A 20,260-nucleotide genomic window follows, 5' to 3' on the forward strand; every position below is an offset into this window, starting at 1 on the left:
GCCTGCGCCTTGAGCCTGGCCGGGTACCGGATATCCCTCGCCAACCACAGGAGGTGCGGCGGCCATGGCCTTCAGCGAAATCGACTACGAACCCCAGGGACCGATCAGGATCATCCGCTTCAACCGACCGCAGAAACGCAATTGCATCGGCCCCACCACCCACCTGGAACTGATCGAGGCCTGGAGCCGCTTTCGCGACGATCCGGACGCCCTCGTGGCCATCATCACCGGCGCTGGCGACCAGGCCTTCTGTGCCGGCGGCGACCTCAAGGCAGCGCTCGATCTGGTGCCCACCACCCCGGACGAGATCGCCGCGCACAACCGCGGCGAGCGCCCCGGGATCATCGGCCCGAGCCGCTGGACGGATATCTACAAACCAGTGATCGCCGCCGTGAACGGCGTGGCCTACGCCGGCGGCCTGGAGTGGGCCTGCTTCGCCGATATGCGCATCGCCGAGGAACACGCCACCTTCGGCGTGACCTGCCGCCGCTGGAACATCGGCCTGGGCGATGGCGGCACCCAGCGCCTGCCCCGCATCGTCGGCATGGGCCGGGCGCTGGAGCTGATCCTCACCGGCAAGGTCATCTGCGCCAGCGAGGCGCTGGCGATCGGCCTGGTCAACGAGGTCGTCGCCAAGGGTCGCTCGCTGGAACGGGCGCTGGAACTGGCGCACCTGCTCTGCACCCTGCCCCAGCCCGCCATGCGCTCGGACAAGGAAGCCGTCATCCGCGGCTACGGCCAACCCCTGGCCGAGGGCCTGCGCATCGAAGCCGAGTGCTTCAACCGCTCCATCCACCAGCCGGAAACCCAGGAAGGACTGCGCCGTTTCCGCGAACGCGACCATCCGGACCTGCGCGGCGATGTACCGGCCCAGACGCCGGGGTTGATCAAGGATTGAGGGTCATAGCGGTCACCGGTGCGGCTCGCGCATCGGCTGCAAACAGCGCAAATGAATACCGCTTCACAGGTTCAACCAAGGACAGCGCCATGACGCTGTACGGTCAAACCTTTGACCAGGAGTACTGGGAAAAAGCCGCTATCTATGAGGCTATGTCCCGGCATCGGCTCCGCGTGCCCTGTTCACATCAAAAGAGCCTGTTCCACAGGCGCTTGACCGCATTCGGCTGTTCCGCCTGCTTGCCGGTCGATTGAGGTGCCGAGGGCGGCGGGGAAGGCGGCGCAGCGGACGGGCGCGGCGCTTGGCCACTGCGTTTGCGTTGCTCATACTGGTCCCGGAGTGCGAGTAGTTCGGGGCTGTCCGGACGGGCTTCCAGGCCATGCTTGATATAGGCCCGCGCCAGGTCGCGATCGCCCTTGGCATATGCGCTTTCGCTCATCTCGGCGTAGAGCAGCGCCACCTGGTTCAATCCAGCCAGCGCCTCGGCGTTCCTCGGCTCCAGGCCGAGCATCTGCCGGTAGTAGAACACCGCACTGTCATCCTCGGGCTCCAGCAGGTGTTCTTCGGCGATGCGCTGCTCGGCCAGTTGCCGGTAGCCGGCGATCCGCGCCGCGACGACCCGTTGCAGTCCTTGCCGGGCCTGCGCGCTGGCTTCGTCGAGCTGCAAGGCCTGGTTGAAGAAATACTCGGCATTGTCCTGCGCCGGCTCGACCAGCTGGCCCGCCGCCAGGCGCTGTTCGCCACGTGCCAGCAGCTCGGCGAGCTCGATCCGCTGCTGCAGGTACAGGCCGGCGCCGCTGGCAGCGCCGAGCAGCAGCAGGCTGCCGAGTGCCCACAGCGCCAGGCGCCTGTTCGGGCTGCGCCGGCGGGCGGGCTCGGACTCGGGCTCGGCTTCGGCTTCGGCTTCGGCTTCGGGCTCGGCCTGGGGCGGCGCTGGATCGATCAGGGCCGGCGCGAAGCGGGTAGCTTCCAGCTCCACCTCGCTGGGCTCGTCCGGTTCGTCCGGTTGCTCTGGCCGGTCCAGCTCATCGAGTGCCTGCAGCAGCGCCCGGCAGTCGGCGAAACGCTGGCTGGGCTCCTTCGCCAGCATCCGCTCGAGCACCGCCTTGTACGGGCTGATGTGCTCCGGCAAGCTCGGCGGCGGCATCTGCACGTGGTTCATCACGGTCTGGGTATAGCTGGCGCCGCGGAACGGATTGGTGCCGATGAGCATCTCCAGGAAGATCACGCCCAGGCTGTAGATGTCGGTGCGGATATCCAGCGGCTGGCACTGCGTCTGTTCCGGGCTGCTGTAGGCCGGGCTGCCGACCGCGATGCCGAGCCCGGTGAGCTCGCTGTCCATCTCCAGCGCCTTGGCGATGCCGAAATCGGTGATCACCACCGTGCCGTCGCTGCGGAAGAGGATGTTCGCCGGCTTGATATCGCGGTGGATCAGGCCCTGCTCATGCACCACGGCGAGGCCGGTGGCGATCTGCCGGACGATATCCAGGGCGCGCCTCGGCTCGAACACCTCGCCCTTGTGCCGGGCCAGGTCGCCGCCGCCGACGAACTCCATGGCCAGGTAGTAGCGGCCATCGGCCAGTCTGTTGATGTCGTGGATGGTGATGATCGTGGGGTGGTGCAACGAGGCGACGATATGCCCCTCGCGGATGAAGCGCTTGCTGAACGCCTCGTCATTGGCGTTGAGCAATACCTTCACCGCCACCTTGCGGTGCAGCGACTCCTGGGTTGCCAGGTAGACTTCGGCCATCCCGCCTTGGCCAAGCCGGCTATGCACGCTGTAGCCGGGTATCTCGGGTAATCGTTCGTCCATGAAAGAATCCCTGCGCAGCCGCTGATTGGGGGTATCGCCGATAGTGCCGGGCCGGATGTCACCCGTCGGATCGGGTCTCAAATTAATAAGAGCGGGGAACTTTTCCGATAGTTCCCCACCCGCCGTCTGCCGCCGTCCTGGCGTTTCGCGCTGCGCCTGGCTGGGCAGAACCCCGGCCTGTCGGGCCGAATGTCACCCGTCGGATCGGGTACCTAATTAATAAGAGCGGGGAACTTTTCCGATAGTTCCCGGCTCGCCGTCTGCTGCCGTCCTGGCGTTTCAGGAACCGGATGGCGGAATCCTGCGGGCCGGCGAGGATGGCCTTGGCGTCCGCCAGGCTCATCTTCCACCTCGACGCCCCGGGCTGCCTGCTACGCCGTGACCGCCGGCGCGTAGCGCACCGCCAGCTTGCGCAAGGCGACGTAGAACACCGGGGTCAGGAACAGGCCGAACAGGGTCACCCCGAGCATGCCGGAAAACACCGCGACCCCGGTGGCGCGGCGAATCTCGCTGCCCGCGCCACTGCCGATCAGCAATGGCACGGAGCCAGCAATGAACGCCACCGAGGTCATGACGATCGGCCGTAGGCGCAAGCGGCAAGCCTCCAGCGCCGCCTCGATGATGCCCTTGCCCTGGAGCTCCAGCTCCCGGGCGAACTCGACGATCAGGATCGCGTTCTTGCAGGCCAGGCCCATCAGCACCACCAGCCCCACCTGGACGAAGACGTTGTTGTCGCCACCGCTGAGCCACACCCCCGACAAGGCCGCGAGCATGCACACCGGCACGATCAGGATCACCGCCAGGGGCAGTGTCCAGCTCTCGTACAGGGCCGCGAGGACCAGGAACACCAGCATCACCGCCAGCGGGAACACCACCGCCGCGGCATGGCTCTGCGTGACCTGCTGGTAGCTCAGGTCGGTCCATTCCAGGGTGATGCCGCGGGGCAATACCCGGGCGGCGATTTCTTCCAGCTTGGCGATCACCTGGCCCGACGACAGCTGCTTGGGGTCGGAGTCGCCGATCAGGTCGGCGGCCGGGTAGCCGTTGTAGCGCACCACCGGATCGGGGCCATAGCTTGGCGTCACGGTGATCATCGCCCCGAGCGGCACCATCTCGCCCCGGCCGTTGCGCACCCGCAGGTTGGCGATGTCCTCGGCGGTCTGCCGGTAGGAACTGTCGGCCTGGGCCATGACCCGGTAGACCCGGCCGAACAGGTTGAAGTCATTGACGTAGACCGAGCCCAGGTAGGTCTGCAAGGTATTGAACACATCGCTCAACGACACCCCTTGGGCCTTGACCTTGACCCGATCCACCTGCACCTCCAGTTGCGGGATATTGGCCTGGTAGGAGCTGACCGGGTAACTCATGCCCGGGGTCTGCGCCACTGCGGCCTGGAAGGCGCTCAAGGCATTCTGCAAGGCGCCGTAGCCCAGGCCGGCGCGGTCTTCGAGGTACAGCGAATAGCCCGAACCGTTGCCCAGCCCCTGGATCGGCGGCGGCAACAGCGCATAGGCAAAACCTTCATGGACCTGGGACAGCTTGGCGTTGAGTTCGGCATTGATCTGCAGCGCGCTGCGCTCGCGCTGGTCGAACGGCTTGAGGATCACGTAGGCGGCCATGACATTCGGTGTGTTGACCGACTGCAAGGCATTCAGGCCGCTGAAGGCCGGCACGGTATCCACTCCCTCCACCGAGAGTGCCGTCTCGATCAGCTCGCTGGTCACCGCATCGGTGCGGGCCAGGGACGCGCCTTCCGGCAGCTTGGCGCCGGCGAACAGGTAGAGTTTGTCCTGGGTCGGGATAAAGCCGCCCGGCACCAGGTTGAACAGCCAGGCCGTGCCGATCAGCAGCAAGGCGTAGAGGAAGAACACCGAGCCGCGCCGCCCCAGGGAGTAGGACACCAGGCCGTGATAACCATCGGAACGGCGTTTGAACATCCGGTTGAAGGCGCGGAAAAAGCCCCCGAATACTCGCTGGATGCCCCGCTCCAGCCAGTCCTGTGGCGCGCCCTGGGGCCTGAACAGCTTGGCCGCCAGGGCCGGTGACAGGGTCAGGGAGTTGATCGCCGAGATCACCGTGGAAATCGCGATGGTCACCGCGAACTGCTTGTAGAACTGGCCGGTGACCCCGGAGAGAAAGGCCATGGGAATGAACACCGCGCACAGCACCAGGGCGATGGCGATGATCGGCCCGGAGACCTCCTTCATCGCTCGGTGCGCCGCCTCCCGCGGGTCGTAGCCCTGTTCGATGAAACGCTCGACGTTCTCCACCACCACAATCGCGTCGTCGACCACGATGCCGATGGCCAGCACCAGGCCGAACAGGGTCAGGGTGTTGATCGAATACCCCAGCAAATACAGCCAGGCGAAGGTGCCGATCACCGACACCGGCACCGCGATCAGCGGGATGATCGAGGCGCGCCAGGTCTGCAGGAACAGGATCACCACCAGCACCACCAGCACCACCGCCTCCATCAGCGTGTGCTGCACCGCGCTGATGGATTCGCGGACGAACACCGTCGGGTCCCACACCGCCTTGTAGGCCACGCCCTCGGGGAAATGTCGGGACAGTTCGTCGAGCTTGCCGTAGACCGCCTCGGCGACCTGCAAGGCGTTGGCCCCCGGCGAGAGGAAAATCCCCACCGTCGCCTGGTTACGGTCATCCAGGCGCGCGCGCAGGGTGTAGTCGCCCGCGCCGAGCTCGACCCGGGCCACGTCCGACAGCTTCACCAACTGCCCGTCCGCCCCGCTCTTGAGGACGATATCGGCAAACTCCTGCTCGCTGCGCAAGCGCCCGCGCACGCTGATCGACACCAGGAAATCGGCGCCTTGCGGCGAAGGCTCGGCGCCCAGCTGGCCGGCCGAGACCTGCACATTCTGCTCGCGGATCGCGTTCACTACGTCGGCCGCGGTCAGTCCCCGGGCAGACAGGCTGTTGGGGTCCATCCAGATGCGCATCGCGTAGTCGCCCGAACCGTAGACCCCGACATCGCCGATGCCGGACAGCCGCGACAGCTCGTCCTTGACGTGCAGGGTCAGGTAGTTGCGCAGGTACAGCGAGTCGTAGCTGTTGTCCGGGGACAGCAGGCTGACGTACATCAGCGGCGTCGGCGATTGTTTCTGGGTGGTCACGCCATACTGCCGCACCTCCTCCGGCAGCCGCGACAGCGCCTGGCTCACGCGGTTCTGCACGCGCACCGCGGCGGTGTCCGGATCGACGCCGGGGACGAAGGTGATGCTCACCGCCAGGCTGCCGTTGGAGCCGGCGACCGACTTCATGTACATGATCCCTTCGACACCGTTGATCGCCTCCTCCAGGGGCACGGCGACCGACTCGGCGATCTCCTTGGGGTTCGCCCCCGGGTAGGTGGCGCGCACCACCACGCTGGTCGGCACCACCTCGGGGTATTCCCCCGACGGCAGCACCGGGATGGCGATCAGGCCAAGGGCGAAAATGATGATCGACAGCACGATGGCGAAGATCGGTCGGTCGATGAAGAACTTGGAAAAATCCATGGCCGCTCTCCCTTATTTCGCCAATGGCGTCTGGGGCGCGGCGGCCGAAGCCTGCTGCGTCGGCGCGGCGATTTCCTTGGGCTCCACCGCCATGCCCGGGTAGAAGATCTTCTGCGCCCCGTTCAACACCACCCGGTCGCCGGCCGCCAGCCCGGCGCTGATCACCCGCAGGCCATCCAGCTGGCGCCCGAGGGTGACGTCCTTGCGCAGGGCCTGGTTTTGCGGGCCGATGACGTACACGTATTTGCGGTCCTGGTCGGTTTGCACCGCGCGGTCGTCGATCAGCACGGCGCGGGTCTCGCTAGCGCCTTCAAGACGCACCCGGGCGAACAGGCCCGCGGTCAGCCGGCGCTCGGGGTTGGGCAGCACCGCGCGCACGCGGATGGTGCCGGTGGCCGGGTCGACCTGGTTATCCAGGAAGTCCACGGTGCCGGTCAGGGGAAAGGTCCCGACATCGTTGGCCAGGCCGACCCGCACGGTATTGCTCACGCCCGGGCGCTGGCCCTTGCCCAGCAGCTCGGTGTAGCGCAGCAGGCTCTGCTCGTCGGCGTCGAAATAAACGTACATCGGGTCCTGGGACACGATGCTGGTCAGCACGCTCTGATCGGCCTGGGCCAGGTTGCCGAGGGTCAGCATGGCGCGCCCGACGCGCCCGGAAAACGGCGCGCGGACCTGGGTGAAGTCGAGGTTGAGCTGGGCCGTGGCCACCTCGGCGACGGCTGCGTTCACATCCGCCACGCCCTGGGCCAGCGTGGCGCTGCGAATGTCGCCCTCCTCCCGCGACAGCGCCGACTGCTTGACCAGCGCCTGGCCGCGGCGGTCCTGCTCGGTGGCCAGGCGCACCGTGGCGCGAGCCCGGGCCAGCCGGGCCTGGGCACTGGCCAGCGCCTCGCGGTAAGGGCGCGGGTCGATGACGAACAGGGTCTGGCCCTTCTCCACCTCGTCGCCCTCGCGGAACGCCACCCGGTCGACATAACCGCTGACCCGTGGCCGCAGGTCGACGGCATCGATCGCGCTGATGCGGCCATTGAACAGGTCCCACTCACGCACCGCCTGTACGCTCACGGTCGTCACCTCGACCACCGGCGCCGCGGCGGCGACCGGCTCGGCCTTCTCGTTACAGCCGCCCAGCGCCAACAGGAGGCACAGCGCTCCGAGTCGAAGGGTTGAAGAACTGCATCGACCGAACACTCGGCGAATTCGATTCATGAAAGTGGACTCCCGCTGCACCAGACGTGTTGATTTATAGGCAGACGGAATATAAAAGTTAAAGCTAACTTTAAGTAAAGCCCCTTCGGAGGGCCCATGAACAAATCAAGCGAGCCGTTGCTGACCATCACCGAAGTCGCCCGACGCAGCGGCGTCATGGCCTCGGCGCTGCGTTTCTACGAGTCCCGCGGGCTGCTCCACTCGTTCCGCTTGGGCAGCGGCCACCGCCGCTACCCGCGCTCGATCCTCAGGCGCATCGCCTACATTGTGTTCGCCCAGCGCATTGGTTTCTCCCTCGACGAAATCATCCAGCAACTGACCGGCCTGCCCATCAACACCGCACCGGCCGGCGCGGACTGGCGGCGCCTGACCGCCACCTGGAAAACCCGGGTGCAGCAACGCATCGCCGAACTCGAACGGCTGAACATAAGCCTGGAGGAATGCATAGGCTGCGGCTGCATGTCGCTGGAACACTGCGGGCTCAACAACCCCGAGGACATCTACTCGCGCAACGGCTGCGGCGCCCGGCGCTGGCTGGGGGACCAGAAGATCGTCATCGCGGGTGGCCAGGAGGCCGATTGATTCCAAGGGTACCCCGCTTGCCCCATGGGGCGATGTTCCTGGCCAACACGTCGGCCAGCGACATGCCCGCCACCGTCGATGAGCAGGCGGATATCTTCACTCTCGCGTCAGCCCGGAAAGCGCCCGCAGAACGCGTTCCCTTCATAGCTATGAACGATGGGCCCCAGGACCATCAACGGACCGCATGCATGAAAGGTTGAAGTCAGGTGTTTTCCCTTCTCCAGTTTGCAGACGGGAAGCTTCAACGGAATGGGCACGATGACCGCCCATAACGTGACCCCGCACCATTCTCGAGTGGTGTTTGACTCCGCCTCAGCCTGCGGGTCAGCCGATGGCGTCGGTTCTTTCTCTGGCAACGATACCGTCGCCCCGATACATCCAGTGAGAAAAATGGGTAGCACCGACAGGGCAATTATCTTTCTTGTGTAGCACTTGAAATTCATCGTTTGGGTTATCCGTACACCAGCAAGAAGCACCATCAGCGTCAGATGATCCCATCAACATTCAGATCGAACGCGGCACCTGGGACATGGCCGCCCACCAGTGCAGCAATCGCATGATCGTTGCTGTCAGCATCAGACGGCGCCATCGCAAGTTGTTCACGTACTCTATTGAAGGAATGCGCCAACCAGCGTTCCAGGCTCATCGCCAATACGTCCGGCTGATTGACGAGCAGTCCGTATACCTGCGCATCAGTGACATAGCCGTCGCTTAGCGTCCTCAACCGAAGCCGGGTCTCTTTCACCTTGTCCATTTCGGCTTGCAGGGCAGATACCTTGAATTGGCCCGCCGAGTTATCTGCTTGAGCGGCCTCTTCTCGCATTTGCACAGTGATTGCGTTCAGCGCCTGGTCAATCTGCTCGACCTCTCGCGAGGTGACCAATGGCCACCGGCTCTCCAGCGCTTCTTGTGATCGCCGCAAGAAGGCCCAGCAGTGTGGGATGTAGCTGGCCACCATTTTGTGATCGACGTAATCCAGCATTTGGCGTAGCAGTCGACCACGATCTGGTAAACCGCCCTCCGCCTTCAGCGCTTTGGCACATACCGCCCCTGCATGCTCGGTGACGGTTTCACAGCCCGGCTCCCAGAGGATGGCAGACCGGTCGCCATCCCTGAACGATACCGGCATGAAGTGGCGTAATTTGCCGTGGTGGGTATAGGGTTCACCGCGGATGTTGACTGGACTCAGGATCAGTGTCGCCAACCCCACCGGGACGTTCACAAAAGTGAGAACCACACCGAGGCCGGACATGCCCCAAGAGGTGTCCATCCAGGCGGCGGGGACACTCGGTACCGGATCGTTCTGGTTGACCATGCGGTGGTGCACCAAAGCCTTGGCGTTTTCCACAAAGGTCTTGTCGCCTGCGCGTGGGCTGCCGTAGGTGTAGAGCAAAATATCGGCTGCATATTTTTTGTTGCGTCGTAGCATTTCGGCGACCAGGAGTGCCACCGCACCACCCAGGCTATGGCCGGTAATCACTAGCTTCTGCCCGCTATAGAATTTATCCAGATAGGTTGTGACAAACTCTCGAACGACTTTTGCAGAACCATAAAAGCCGTTGTGCACCTTGCCACTGGTATTCTCGAAAGGCACTTGCGCCGCGTCCAAATCGCGCAGTATGTCAGGCCCTCCGGCCGTTCCCCGTATCGCCAGCAAAACCAGCTCATCGTTATGGGTGATGAACGCCTGGGAGTCGGTACCTCCCGGCATGTCCGCATCATCAAGGTAGTGGAGCTTGGCCGGGTGCTCCTGGTTCGTGCCCAGGTCAGGGCTGTTCACATCAGGGTAAAGCTTGGGGTCGAAAGGGACGACTTCCAGACGTTTGGAATACGCCACATCCGCATACAGGGGGTAATAGGTTTTCCCGGGAATCTGACTAGCGTCCACTTGCCAGAGCTCATCAGACTTGGCCAGGGCATCGCCAAACCAGTTCCCGACGCTGGGTTGCGCCGGGAAGCTCACACTGCTGCTTTCCACAGGTTGCGAATTGGGGTCCTGGCCAAACGGGCTATAGCTCAGGGTTGCCATCAGCGCCAACTGGTACAGGTTGAGCGAGCAGAACTCGTTGCCCGTGGACAGGACCGGACTCAGGGCCCGCAGCGGACGCACCTCCAGCACATGGTGTTTATTCGGCAATAGCGCAATGCCCTGCACCTTGGAAGGCGTGGGGCCAAACCCCAATTCCGCCATGGCGGCCACTTCCGAGGGCTGGCGCATCAGCGAGTGCACGTAGTGCTGGGGCGCAAAGTTGCGGGGTGCCAGCGGCGGCAGGTGGGCACGATGCGCCACCAGCTCGCTCACCTCGACCTGGCAGAAGAAACCAGCTTGGGCTTGCGCCGGGTTGGACTGGGTACGGGTGCCGTTTGAATTCAGAAAACGGGTCTTTTCGGCACGCACTTGCAATTCTGTGATGGGCAGCGGGTAGTGTTCTCTCCCGCTTAAAGCTGTATAGATATCCTCAAGTCCTTGATAGGCTTGATCGACCTTGAGTACTACCGGCCCGCAATAGTGTCGATTGACCTTGCCTGTGCCTGTTTCGTCCAGGATGCCCAAATAGATGGCCCCTTCGTAATCGGTAGCCTCATACGCCAAACCGGCATAGGGCGCACCGTCGCCTTCTTCATCCACCAACTGAAAACTGGTCGAATGTGTCCGCATCGGACAAGCATGCATGCGCGTATCGAAGAAAGGCCGCTCCCACTCTTGCATCGGCTCAAGGCTCATGGGGTCACCTCCTTGTCTTCGGTGCAGCCTGGATAGATGGTGCAGATACGGCCGCCGGGCATTCTGAAGGTGCTGAAGTCCTTGTGGTTGCCATAGCAGAATGCATATTGGTCTTCGAATCCTTTGCCCATGCAGCGTTTCCAACCACCGGGAACCTTGACCCAGGTGTCCTTCATGTACGGCCTTTCCTCATCGGCCAGCTTGATCTTCATCTTCACGGTTTTACCCGGCAGCTCGTCGAGGGTATAGGCCACAAAGGGGCGGCTCTTCAGCACTTCACCGTCCGCATCGATCTTCTTGCAATCGAGGATTTTCACAAGACGGCGCAATCCACCGGACGTACGGAACAACCATTGGCACTGGCCGGAAAACTCACTTTTCCCGGCTGCGTCGAACGTCCCTTTGACCGCCTCTGGCAGTTCTTCGCGTACCGAAACCCGAGCATATTCGCGCCCCAAATCGCCCCAGTCCTCACCATAGATCGCGTTGATTTCCAGCTCGACATGGTCGACGACCAACTCGCACCCCTTACGGGTTCGACGTATCTCGATTTGTGCATCCGGCTTGTATTCGGTGCGCCACTCACGGTTGAACTGCGGCGCCAGATTGTCTGCCCTCGGCACGGTGCAGGCTTGCCCTTTGGCGGGCATGTAATACACCGACGCGACATAGGCGAAGTCCGGTGGCAGGTCGGCCGTGAGGGTGAAGCTGTTGGACTTGACGACGCAGCCCTGTGCCAGTGCCAGACAACTGCCAAGCATCAAGCTTTGCAGGGCGCGTTTCACAGCCCCCTGAAAACTGGTGGAGTAAGTACGCTCTGGGCAAGCATGCATGCGCGTATCGAAGAAAGGCCGTTCCCACTCTTGCATCGGCTCAAGGCTCATCGGGTCACCTCCTTGTCTTCGGTGCAGCCTGGATAGATGGTGCAGATACGGCCGCCGGGCATCCTGAATGTGCTGAAGTCCTTGTGGTTGCCATAGCAGAATGCATATTGGTCTTCGAATCCTTTGCCCATGCAGCGCTTCCAACCACCGGGCACCTTGACCCAGGTGTCCTTCATATATGGCCTTTCCTCATTGGCCAGCTTGATCTTCATCTTTACGGTTTTACCCGGCAGCTCATCGAGGGTATAGGCCGCAAAGGGACGGCTTTTCAGCAGTTCGCCGGATGCATCGGTCTTTTTGCAGTCGAGGATCTTGGTGATATATCGATTGGGGCCAATCGTGCGGAACAGCCACTGGCACTGGCCGGAAAATTCACTTTCCCCAGCGGCGTCGAATGTAGCTTTAACCGCTTCCGGCAGTTCTGCGCGTACCGAAACCTGGGCATATTCACGCCCAAAGTCACTCCAGTCCGGTCCATAGATCGCGTTGATTTCCAGCTCAACGCGATCAACCACCAGCTCGCACCCCTTACGGGTTCGGCGTATCTCGATTTGCGCATCCGGCTTGTATTCGGTGCGCCACTCACGGTTGAACTGCGGCGCCAGATTGTCTGCCCTCGGCACGGTGCAGGCTTGCCCTTTGGCGGGCACGTAATACACCGACGCGACATAGGCGAAGTCCGGTGGCAGGTCGGCCGTGAGGGTGAAGCTGTTGGACGTGCCCAGGGCCGCGCAGCCCTGTACCAGCGCCAGGCTGCTGACAAGGATCAGGCTTTGAAGGGTTAGGTTCATACGGTGGCGTCTCCTTGCCAAAACTGCACTTCCTGATACACACGCTGAAAATGCGCCAGGGGTGTTTCGTCGAGTTGAGGTGACCAGGACTTGGGCAGTGCATCGTTTGGTGCTTGCAAACGTTGAACAAGCAGGAACCGGACTTGTTCAGGTGCCTGCCAGCCCCATGTGCGGGCCAACGCTAACTGAGCCTGTAGCCAGGCGTCCGCATCCTGTTGCCTGGCCAGCTCGGCCAACTGCTCCGTCTGCTCAACCATCAGGTAGCGCCGGGCATTATCGATTTGTATGCCTGCCGCCGTGTCCGGGGCTGGGGGGACAGCGAGCCACGCTGGATCGGGCGGCACCGCGTACTCGCCCGGTGCGCGATTGTAGGCGGCGGCCCATTGCCCATCCTGCCAGTAGCACACGCTGGCTATCGGCCCGAGGAATTCGCTGCATTGCTCAGGGCGCAGATGTGCCAAGGCACGCCCCAGGACGCGATTGTCGTGAAAGCGATAGAGCGCCTGGTTCGGGCGCTCCCCCGTCACCAGGCGGGCGCGCCAATGGCGGGCCAGTTGATCCAGGTCGCCGCTTGCGCTGCTGGCCAGCCAGCCCCAGTGACGTTCCGGCGTTTTGAGCAGCGCCTGGATGACCGGATGATCCAGCGTATCGAGTTGAAACAGGTACGGGCCTACTGCTGCCAGCGAGCTGGCGGGCGTACCGATGTACAGATTGCTGTACTGGCTACCTTCGCGTTCATTGAGCAACGCATCGCGTTCGTCGAGTTGGCCATCAGAGTCCAGTACCAGGTACAGGCGTCGGCCCAGGTCGGCTTGCATCTGCAACCATCGTTCGGGTGTGCTCATGCCACATCTCCCACACTGCATCGACCATCGCGGCAGGCTTCGCAAAGGGGGCAGAATTGCGCAGCGCGTTGCTTGGCGGCAGCAACGAGCGCCAACGAAGTGGCAACGATGGTCTGCGACTTCTCGGCCAGTGCCTGTAGGGCCTGCTGTGGTGCAACGCCTGTCACAGGCGCTCCGCCCAGGATGATGGGTACACTGCTGAAGATCCCCCCAGGGGTAATGACAATGTGCTGGCCGCCCGCCTTGAGCGTGAGGCTTGCACTCGCATCGACCACCACATTGGTGGCCGTGACGCGGGCCTGTGACCCGGCCTGCACGACCCAGGTTCCGCCTGCGGTGATGCTGCCATTGCCCGAGACGGAGAGCCGCTCGTTGCCGCCGATCTGCGTGTTCCGTATGCCTTGGGTCGTGTGCAGTTCGTCCCCCCTGATCAGGCTGGCGCTATTGCTGTCCACCTGGGCAAAGCGGTCGTTGCCGATCAGGCTGTGGCTGTTCCGGGTGATCTGTTCGTGCCGGTCGTTGCCGATCGCGGTGTCGCTGTCGTTGAGGATCAGGTGCTCGATGTCACGTTGCGCACGCAGGTAGATTTTTTCCTGCCCGGCGCGGTCCTCGATCGACAGTTCGTTGTAGCCGCCGCTGTCTGGCGTACTGCGACTGCGCAATACGGTCCTGCTTTTGTTCGCCGGCAGAGGGTACGGCACGGGGGTGCTCCTGTTGGCCACAACGCCGGTAATCAGCGGGTTGTCAGGGTTGCCTTCGAGGAAGCTCACCACCACTTCCATGCCGACCCGCGGAATGGTCACCGCGCCAAAGTTCTCCCCTGCCCAGCTTGAAGAAACCCGTAGCCAGCAGCTGCTCTTGTCGCTACCCAGCTCCAGGCGGTCCCAGTGCATCTCGACCTTCACCCGACCAAAATCATCGCAGAATATTTCCTCGCCGACGGGGCCGGTGACCCGGGCGGTCTGGCAGCCCAGCAGTGGCCTGCGCGCCAGCAGCGGAGGACGAAAAAACACATCCCATGGAATCGCGGTGAAGCTGTTGCGATAACCCTGGGTGAAGCCATCTTCGGGCTGGGTATCGCTGGTGACGGACTCCTCGAGTGACTGCGGTTGTCGGCCGCAATGCGTAACGCTCAACAGCAACCACAGATCATTGCAGCACTTGCGCGGGTGTCCGCTCAGGTTGAAGAAGTGCCCGCTGCGCAGCAGCGGCTGATCGCTTTTGCCTTCGGCCAGCTGATAGTCGACACGGTGCCGCTCCAGGGCCCGCCTGGCCAACACCTTGCCGCGCTCCAGCGTGGTGATTGGCGCAGGGTAGCGATAGTCCTCGAGCGCCGGCTGAAACTCCGCGGTGAACTGGCTTTCCAGCAGCAGACTGGGGCGTTTCAGGTCATAGTCGCGACGCGTCACGGTGCTGGTACGGGTACTGAAGCGTTGCGAGAAGCGATTGACCACCGGATGGTCCACTACCGTGCCGGTGTCCTGCTGATAGGGGGTATCCCCCAGCATGGGGAAACAGGTCTGGTCCTCGGTGAACACCAGCAGATGGCCATCGGCCGAGTGTTGGTGATGCCAGGCGATGCCGTCCTCGGCGCACAGGCGCTGGACGAACTCGAAATCGCTTTCCCCGTACTGGGTGCAGTATTCACGCTTCGCACTGGTACTGACATTGAAGGTATAGACGTCGGGCTGGATGCCATGGCCGCCAAGCACCCGGGCGACAATTTGCGGCACCGTCAAGTGCTGGAAGATCCGCTGGTTGAAGCTGAACTGCAGGTAGTGCAGCACCGGCACCAGGGTCAGGTGATAGCGCGTCAGGCGCTTGCCCGTCTCTCCCACGTACAGGTCCTCGATCTGCCCATGAAGGCCCTCGCCGTTGAGGCCGAACCGGAGAAAGGCCGGCTGGGCGAGCAGGCTCTCCAGGTCGAAGTCAGGCTGCTCGCTGACCAGTTCGACGCGGATCCCATAGAGGGTGCTGAGGGCTTCGGTGCCGTCGAACGCCAACACCCTGAAGTCATGGCGAACGGAGGGGATCGAGAGCGTGAAATGCGCAGTATGGGCAGGCGCAAACATTTTGCTTTTCCTCAAGCTGAACAGCAGTGCCCCTGGCCGGTCTTGGGAAGTCCTGCTGGTTTTTTGTTGCAAGCGAAGCTAGCAATTTGCGTGGAGGATGTATGTGAGAGGTTTCTGAAACTCAGGCGAGCAAAGCCGATTTGCTCGTGCCGCACGGCGAGGCCAACTGCGGGGATGCCAGGCGCCGCCGATCCATGTGCTGCGCCTGGACCACGATCAACAGGGCGAGGCCCTGGAGAGGCTGCTGGCGCTGACCGACCACATCACTTCGCCCGACGACGCCTGCAACGCCTGGCGCGCGCTGTACCGCGGGCCGAGCGAGTTTCGCGACGACCTGATGCAGCACATCCAGCTGGAAAACAACGTGCTGTTCGTCAATGCCCCGAACGCTTGATCCCTGCCCCTGCGTACCAGCCCGGTGGTTGGCCCCTGCATTCAGCCGGGCCAATAGAACATCGCCTTGGCCAGGACCACGATCAGCAGCATGTGCCCCAGCACGCTGCGGCGGATCCAGCAGGCGCGGCCGGCGCTCAGCCGCGCGGTCTTGAGCCAGTACGCCAGCAGCAGGTAATGGCCGATGATGCTCAGGGCCAGGACGATCTTCAGGCTCAACAGGCTGGCGAAACTGCTGCCCAGGGGTTGGCTCAAGGCCCCGCGATGCTGCCAGGCCAGGCCGATGCCGGCGCCGTACAACAGCACCACCACGCCATGCAGGACCTTGCGCGAACGCACCGCGATGGCCTGGTCCGCCGTCACCTGGGCGTCGCTCGCCAGTTGCCGGCGCGCCGTGTGCCAGATGCACGCCTCGAAGAACAGCGTGCCGATAAAAGCGATGGCCGCCAGCAGGTGGATGACCACTAACCCGGGGTAGATCATTGCCCTTCTCCTTGCTCTGCGTCCGGGCTCAACCCGGGCGCCCGTCGACTCGCGCCCGCAGCAGCATCGGCCCGTAGCGCCAGACGTACAGGGCAAAGGCCAGGGCCCAGCACAGGCCCGCCAGCCACAACGCCGCCAGCGGCAGCCAGAGCACCAGCAGCACCCGGCTGAGGCAGGCCAGATTGAGCAGGATGAACGCCAGGGTCATGCCCACCGGTGGTTCCAGCGGGCGCCCGGTGTGGCCCAGGCTGACCCGGGCGATCATCGCCAGGATCATCCCGCCCATGGCGCCGATGGTCAGGCCATGCAGCGCCAGGCTGGGGTTGAGCGGCGCGCCGAAATGCCACAGCGCCATGCCCAGGCACGCCAGCGCCAGCCAACCGTAGGCCAGGTGCAGCGACCACAGCAGCGGCACCCGCCACAACCCGCGATCCTGCCAGCGCCACAGCCGCAACAGGTGCCCGGCCGCCAACAGCAGGAACAACGCGCCGACCCGGGTATTGGCCACCAGCGCCGGCCCGGTGGCATACAGCAGCGCCACCAGCGCCGAGCCCACCAGCAGCAGATAATCGAGCCATGGCCAGGGCGCCACGGCCGCGCCCCGACCGAGGCCGCGCTGGGTGAAAAACGCAATCACCCGCCCGCCGATCAGGCTCATCATCGCCGCCACCAGCCACAGGCCGCTCAGCACGCCCTGGCGCTGCCAGCCTTCATGGCCCTGCAGCAGGCCGGCCACCGACAGGCCATCGGCCGCCGCGAGCAACAGCAGCATCAGGACAATCGGGTAATTACGTCGCTGGCGCCCCTTCCACAGCATGCGGCCCATCAATCCGGCCAGCGCCAGGGGAAACCCCAGCTCCAGCGCCGCCAGCAGCGGCCAGGGCGCGTTGCCCAGCCAGGCCAGGCGCGCGGCCAGCCAGAGCAGGGCCAGGGCCGCCAGCGGCTGGCCGCTCAGGCCCGGCTGGCCAGTCCAGGTCTGCACCGCGGTCAGCAGGAAGCCGGCGATGATCGCCAGGCCGAAACCGAACAGCAGTTCGTGGCGGTGCCAGCCCAGCCAGCCCCCCGCCGGTTGCCAGTCGCCCAGGGCACCCTGTAGCGCTGTCAGCCACAGCGGCACCACCAGCAGCGCCAGGACACATCCGGCGAGAAAAAACGGCCGGAAGGCCAGGCGTAACAGCGGCACGATCGCCATCGCCGCACGACGGTCAAGTACTTGCATCAAGCCCACTCCTTTACCCAGCGGCCGACCCGGCGACGGTCGACACGCGGCGAATGAAATCCCCGGCCATCATCGGCCACTGGCGCGCCCTCGCCGTTATCGCAAATCAAGCTTGCCCGGGATGCGGCGGGCGGTTGTGCCCACCGTCCTTTCCAGCAGTGCAAGGGACGTGCCCCGGTGTCCGGTCGCAGCCTCGCGCGGCCATAAGCCGACGGGCCGGGGCTGCGGCCGGCGCGGTGCCGGGGATCGCCTTCCAACGAGAGGGTCAAATTGACCATTCGCTAGTCATATACACCCGAAATCGCCTGGTCTTTTTGACCGCATAGCCGCAGCGTACAGGGGCCCTGGCACCTGCCCGGGTCTTGCCCAACACAGGGCATCCCGAGTCCTCCCGAATGACCGGAGCCCTCCTGTAGGACTGCTCCAGCGAACGCCGGCGAAACAGGTCGATCGGCAACTCCTTGGCAATCATCGACAGGTACGAGCGCGGCTCGCGGATGACTAGCGCGGAGTGGGCCTTGATTACCCGATGGCACAGGCGCCCTCCCCCGGAACAAGGCAGCGCGGTTGAAGGCCAACGCCCTCCTTCGCCTGTAGGACCATCTGTCAGTACAGCCTGGCGACCTGGCTGTCCGCAGCGAAGGTCCCGGCCCCCTGGATGGCAAGCCTCGGCGACACTTCGTAAATAACGAATCACTGCTCAGGAATAATCGATTTTTCTTTACCGCAATCTCGCCACTAGCATGACCTGTCGACGCCAGAATAAAGCCCACCGGGAGAACGGCATGCAATCCCTGCACATCGGCGAACCCTGGATGTGGTTCGCCTTCATCGCCTTCGTGCTTGCCATGCTGGCCGTGGATCTGTTTGTCCTCGACGGGCGCAAGGCGCACCGCGTGTCGGTGCGCGAGGCGTCGTGCTGGGTGATTGCCTGGTCCACGCTGGCGATGGTCTTCGCGGGATTGCTCTGGTGGTACCTGGAGGCCGGGTTCGGGCCTGAGATCGCGCGACGCAAGACCCTGGAATTCCTCACCGGCTATCTGATCGAGCAGTCGCTGTCGATCGACAACATGTTCATCTTCGTGATGATTTTCGGCTACTTTGCCGTGCCGCCGGAGTTGCAGCGCCGGGTGTTGCTGTACGGGGTGCTCGGGGCGATCGTGATGCGTGGGGCGATGATTTTCGCCGGCGTGTGGCTGGTGTCGCAGTTCACCTGGCTGCTGTATGCGTTCGGGGTGTTCCTGATCATTACCGGGATCAAGATGCTGCTCTTCGCCCATCAGCAGCCCGACCTTTCCAGGAACCCCTTGCTACGCTGGGTACAAGGCCATCTGCGCATCACCAAAAGGTTTCATGGCGAGCGCTTTTTTGTGCTGCAAGACGGCCAGCGCTGGGCCACGCCGATGTTCCTGGTGCTGGTGCTGATCGAGGCCAGCGACCTGATGTTCGCGGTCGACAGCATCCCGGCGATCTTCGCCATCACCACCGACCCGTTCATTGTGTTCACCTCGAACATCTTCGCGATCATGGGCCTGCGTGCCCTGTACTTCCTGCTGGCCGACATGGCCGACCGCTTCCACCTGCTCAAGTACGGCCTGGCGATCGTGCTGGTATTCATCGGCGGCAAGATGATGCTGATGCCATGGCTGCACATGCCGGTGGAATGGTCGCTGGCCGTTGTCGGCGGGATCATTCTGGCTTCGGTGTTGTTGAGCCTGTTCATGAGTCGCAACAAATCGCCCGACGAGGATCGGATGCGAACCCCGTAGGAACGCCTGCACGACGCCCCCCTGATCAGGCCAGCAGGCGCGCCTTGAAGCCCTCGATCCACTCGCGGACCATGGCCGAATACGGCGCTTGCGGGCTGGCCAGCGCTTTCATCTGCCCCAGAATCTGCTCCTGAAGAAAGCGCAAGCGCTTGGCGATGCGCTTGTCGCGCAACCTGCTGTCCCGATCAGGCCCGTCGGCCATCGGGATATCCGGGGCTGGGTCAAGCTCCTGGGCCATCAGACCCATTTCCACCGTCAGCATTTCCAGGAACTCCAACTGACGCAGCACACGCGTGCGTTCCTGCACCAGCCCGAGCCGGTTCAAGCCATAGACATGGATCGACACCGCGCCCCTGAGGCTCAGCCCATCGGCCAGGGCCTGTTCGATGACCGATTGCAGTTCCGGCCTGATTCCTGCCACACCGCCAGCCAAGGCCAGGCCACCGCTGTCATGGGAACTGGGTAGCACCAAGCCGATCAGATTGCCGCTATCGACATGAAACCTCAGGTGCTCCTGCGGCTGATCCCGACACGGATCCAGCAGCAACGCCTGTTCAGCGCTAAAGTCCCGGGCTCCCACCGCCGCCCGCTGGCCGAGGATCGGAAAGCTGTCCTGCTTGCCAGTCTGCATCACGCTGGAACGACTGAACGCCTTTCCTTCATTGACCAGACTGACCAGGCTGGCGGAAAGCCTGGGCGTCACCTGCCCGCTGCGTCGGTTGCAATGGATACAGCTAGGCAACAGGTTTTCCCAGTCCATGGCGATCCACCAGTAGCCGGGATGGTCCGGCTCCTCGTATACCCGCCCCTTGGGTCGGTAGTGTTCGATATCCACCGGTGCACTGCCATAGTAGAAGCTCTCGCAGTAGGCACATTTGCCATGGAACAACTCATGCAATTGCTTCTTGACGCTGTCTGACCTGTAGACGGCAAAGGCTGGCAACGCCCCCGCTGGCGCATCGAAGTAGTCCTGGAATTTCTGCAGTTCCTTGTTCGCCGGCGACTCGTCTCCCGACATAACATCGGGAACGGCCACGCGCTCACGACTGACGGCGCGCATGA

The 20,260-nt window shown here is 63.5% G+C and carries 14 protein-coding genes and 2 pseudogenes; 4 read left to right on the forward strand and 12 right to left on the reverse strand.

The genetic code is table 11. The features are described 5' to 3' along the window. Positions 1 to 64 precede the first annotated feature (64 nt). On the forward strand, positions 65 to 898 hold the full coding sequence (locus tag IF690_RS17300; RefSeq protein ID WP_202696648.1) for an enoyl-CoA hydratase/isomerase family protein: 834 nt from the start codon (positions 65 to 67) through the stop codon (positions 896 to 898). 187 nt (positions 899 to 1,085) lie between these two features. Here IF690_RS17300 and IF690_RS17305 read toward each other — a convergent pair whose 3' ends face one another. The 3 genes from IF690_RS17305 to IF690_RS17315 all read right to left on the reverse strand — a co-directional run bounded on the left by IF690_RS17305 (position 1,086) and on the right by IF690_RS17315 (position 7,435). Further along, positions 1,086 to 2,711 carry a serine/threonine-protein kinase gene (locus IF690_RS17305; protein ID WP_202696649.1) on the reverse strand — a complete coding sequence of 542 codons (1,626 nt, stop codon included), beginning with the start codon at positions 2,709 to 2,711 and terminating at the stop codon, positions 1,086 to 1,088. A gap of 371 nt (positions 2,712 to 3,082) precedes the next feature. Next, entirely contained in the window at positions 3,083 to 6,226 is a 3,144-nt protein-coding gene (locus IF690_RS17310) for an efflux RND transporter permease subunit (protein ID WP_202696650.1), read from the reverse strand. Between the two features lie 12 nt (positions 6,227 to 6,238). After that, entirely contained in the window at positions 6,239 to 7,435 is a 1,197-nt protein-coding gene (locus tag IF690_RS17315) for an efflux RND transporter periplasmic adaptor subunit (protein WP_202696651.1), read from the reverse strand. A gap of 96 nt (positions 7,436 to 7,531) precedes the next feature. On the opposite strand from IF690_RS17315, the gene soxR reads away from it, so the two are divergent. Beyond that, positions 7,532 to 8,017, forward strand: coding sequence for a redox-sensitive transcriptional activator SoxR (soxR, locus tag IF690_RS17320; protein ID WP_202696652.1), 486 nt, complete (start codon positions 7,532 to 7,534; stop codon positions 8,015 to 8,017). Between the two features lie 484 nt (positions 8,018 to 8,501). On the opposite strand, the gene IF690_RS17325 is transcribed toward soxR, so the two are convergent. From IF690_RS17325 to IF690_RS17345, 5 genes are all read right to left on the reverse strand, one after another. Next, on the reverse strand, positions 8,502 to 10,742 hold the full coding sequence (locus IF690_RS17325) for a lipase family protein (RefSeq protein WP_202696653.1): 2,241 nt from the start codon (positions 10,740 to 10,742) through the stop codon (positions 8,502 to 8,504). Next, positions 10,739 to 11,527, reverse strand: a complete 789-nt coding sequence (locus IF690_RS17330) for a hypothetical protein (protein WP_202701497.1) — start codon at positions 11,525 to 11,527, stop codon at positions 10,739 to 10,741. Before IF690_RS17330 ends, IF690_RS17325 begins: the two co-directional genes overlap by 4 nt. 95 nt (positions 11,528 to 11,622) lie before the next feature. Next, on the reverse strand, positions 11,623 to 12,417 hold the full coding sequence (locus IF690_RS17335) for a hypothetical protein (RefSeq protein WP_202696654.1): 795 nt from the start codon (positions 12,415 to 12,417) through the stop codon (positions 11,623 to 11,625). Further along, positions 12,414 to 13,262 carry a DUF4123 domain-containing protein gene (locus IF690_RS17340; protein WP_202696655.1) on the reverse strand — a complete coding sequence of 283 codons (849 nt, stop codon included), beginning with the start codon at positions 13,260 to 13,262 and terminating at the stop codon, positions 12,414 to 12,416. Before IF690_RS17340 ends, IF690_RS17335 begins: the two co-directional genes overlap by 4 nt. Beyond that, entirely contained in the window at positions 13,259 to 15,334 is a 2,076-nt protein-coding gene (locus IF690_RS17345; RefSeq protein ID WP_202696656.1) for a type VI secretion system Vgr family protein, read from the reverse strand. The genes IF690_RS17340 and IF690_RS17345 overlap by 4 nt, the downstream gene beginning before the upstream one ends. A gap of 181 nt (positions 15,335 to 15,515) precedes the next feature. Here IF690_RS17345 and IF690_RS17350 point away from each other — a divergent pair. After that, a pseudogene (locus tag IF690_RS17350) lies at positions 15,516 to 15,728 on the forward strand (hemerythrin domain-containing protein); the annotation flags it as partial. A 41-nt stretch (positions 15,729 to 15,769) separates the two neighbouring features. On the opposite strand, the gene IF690_RS17355 reads toward IF690_RS17350, so the two are convergent. From IF690_RS17355 to IF690_RS29330, 3 genes and pseudogenes are all read right to left on the reverse strand, one after another. Then, positions 15,770 to 16,210 (reverse strand): CopD family copper resistance protein, encoded by a 441-nt coding sequence (locus IF690_RS17355; protein WP_202696657.1) that lies wholly within the window; start codon positions 16,208 to 16,210, stop codon positions 15,770 to 15,772. A 28-nt stretch (positions 16,211 to 16,238) separates the two neighbouring features. Continuing rightward, the gene (locus IF690_RS17360; protein WP_202696658.1) at positions 16,239 to 17,429 is read right to left on the reverse strand and encodes an NnrS family protein; all 1,191 of its coding nucleotides are present in this window, start codon (positions 17,427 to 17,429) and stop codon (positions 16,239 to 16,241) included. A gap of 412 nt (positions 17,430 to 17,841) precedes the next feature. Continuing rightward, positions 17,842 to 17,958 (reverse strand): annotated as a pseudogene (locus IF690_RS29330) (sigma-70 family RNA polymerase sigma factor); the annotation flags it as partial. Positions 17,959 to 18,214: 256 nt separating this feature from the next. Between IF690_RS29330 and IF690_RS17365 the strand changes: the two are divergent. Then, entirely contained in the window at positions 18,215 to 19,198 is a 984-nt protein-coding gene (locus tag IF690_RS17365) for a TerC family protein (RefSeq protein WP_252189491.1), read from the forward strand. A 25-nt stretch (positions 19,199 to 19,223) separates the two neighbouring features. Here IF690_RS17365 and IF690_RS17370 read toward each other — a convergent pair whose 3' ends face one another. Then, on the reverse strand, positions 19,224 to 20,258 hold the full coding sequence (locus tag IF690_RS17370; protein ID WP_202696659.1) for an HNH endonuclease family protein: 1,035 nt from the start codon (positions 20,256 to 20,258) through the stop codon (positions 19,224 to 19,226). Between the last annotated feature and the right edge of the window lie 2 nt (positions 20,259 to 20,260).

It is taken from the genome of Pseudomonas sp. SK3(2021) (assembly GCF_016772375.1).
Classification (GTDB): domain Bacteria; phylum Pseudomonadota; class Gammaproteobacteria; order Pseudomonadales; family Pseudomonadaceae; genus Aquipseudomonas; species Aquipseudomonas chlororaphis_I.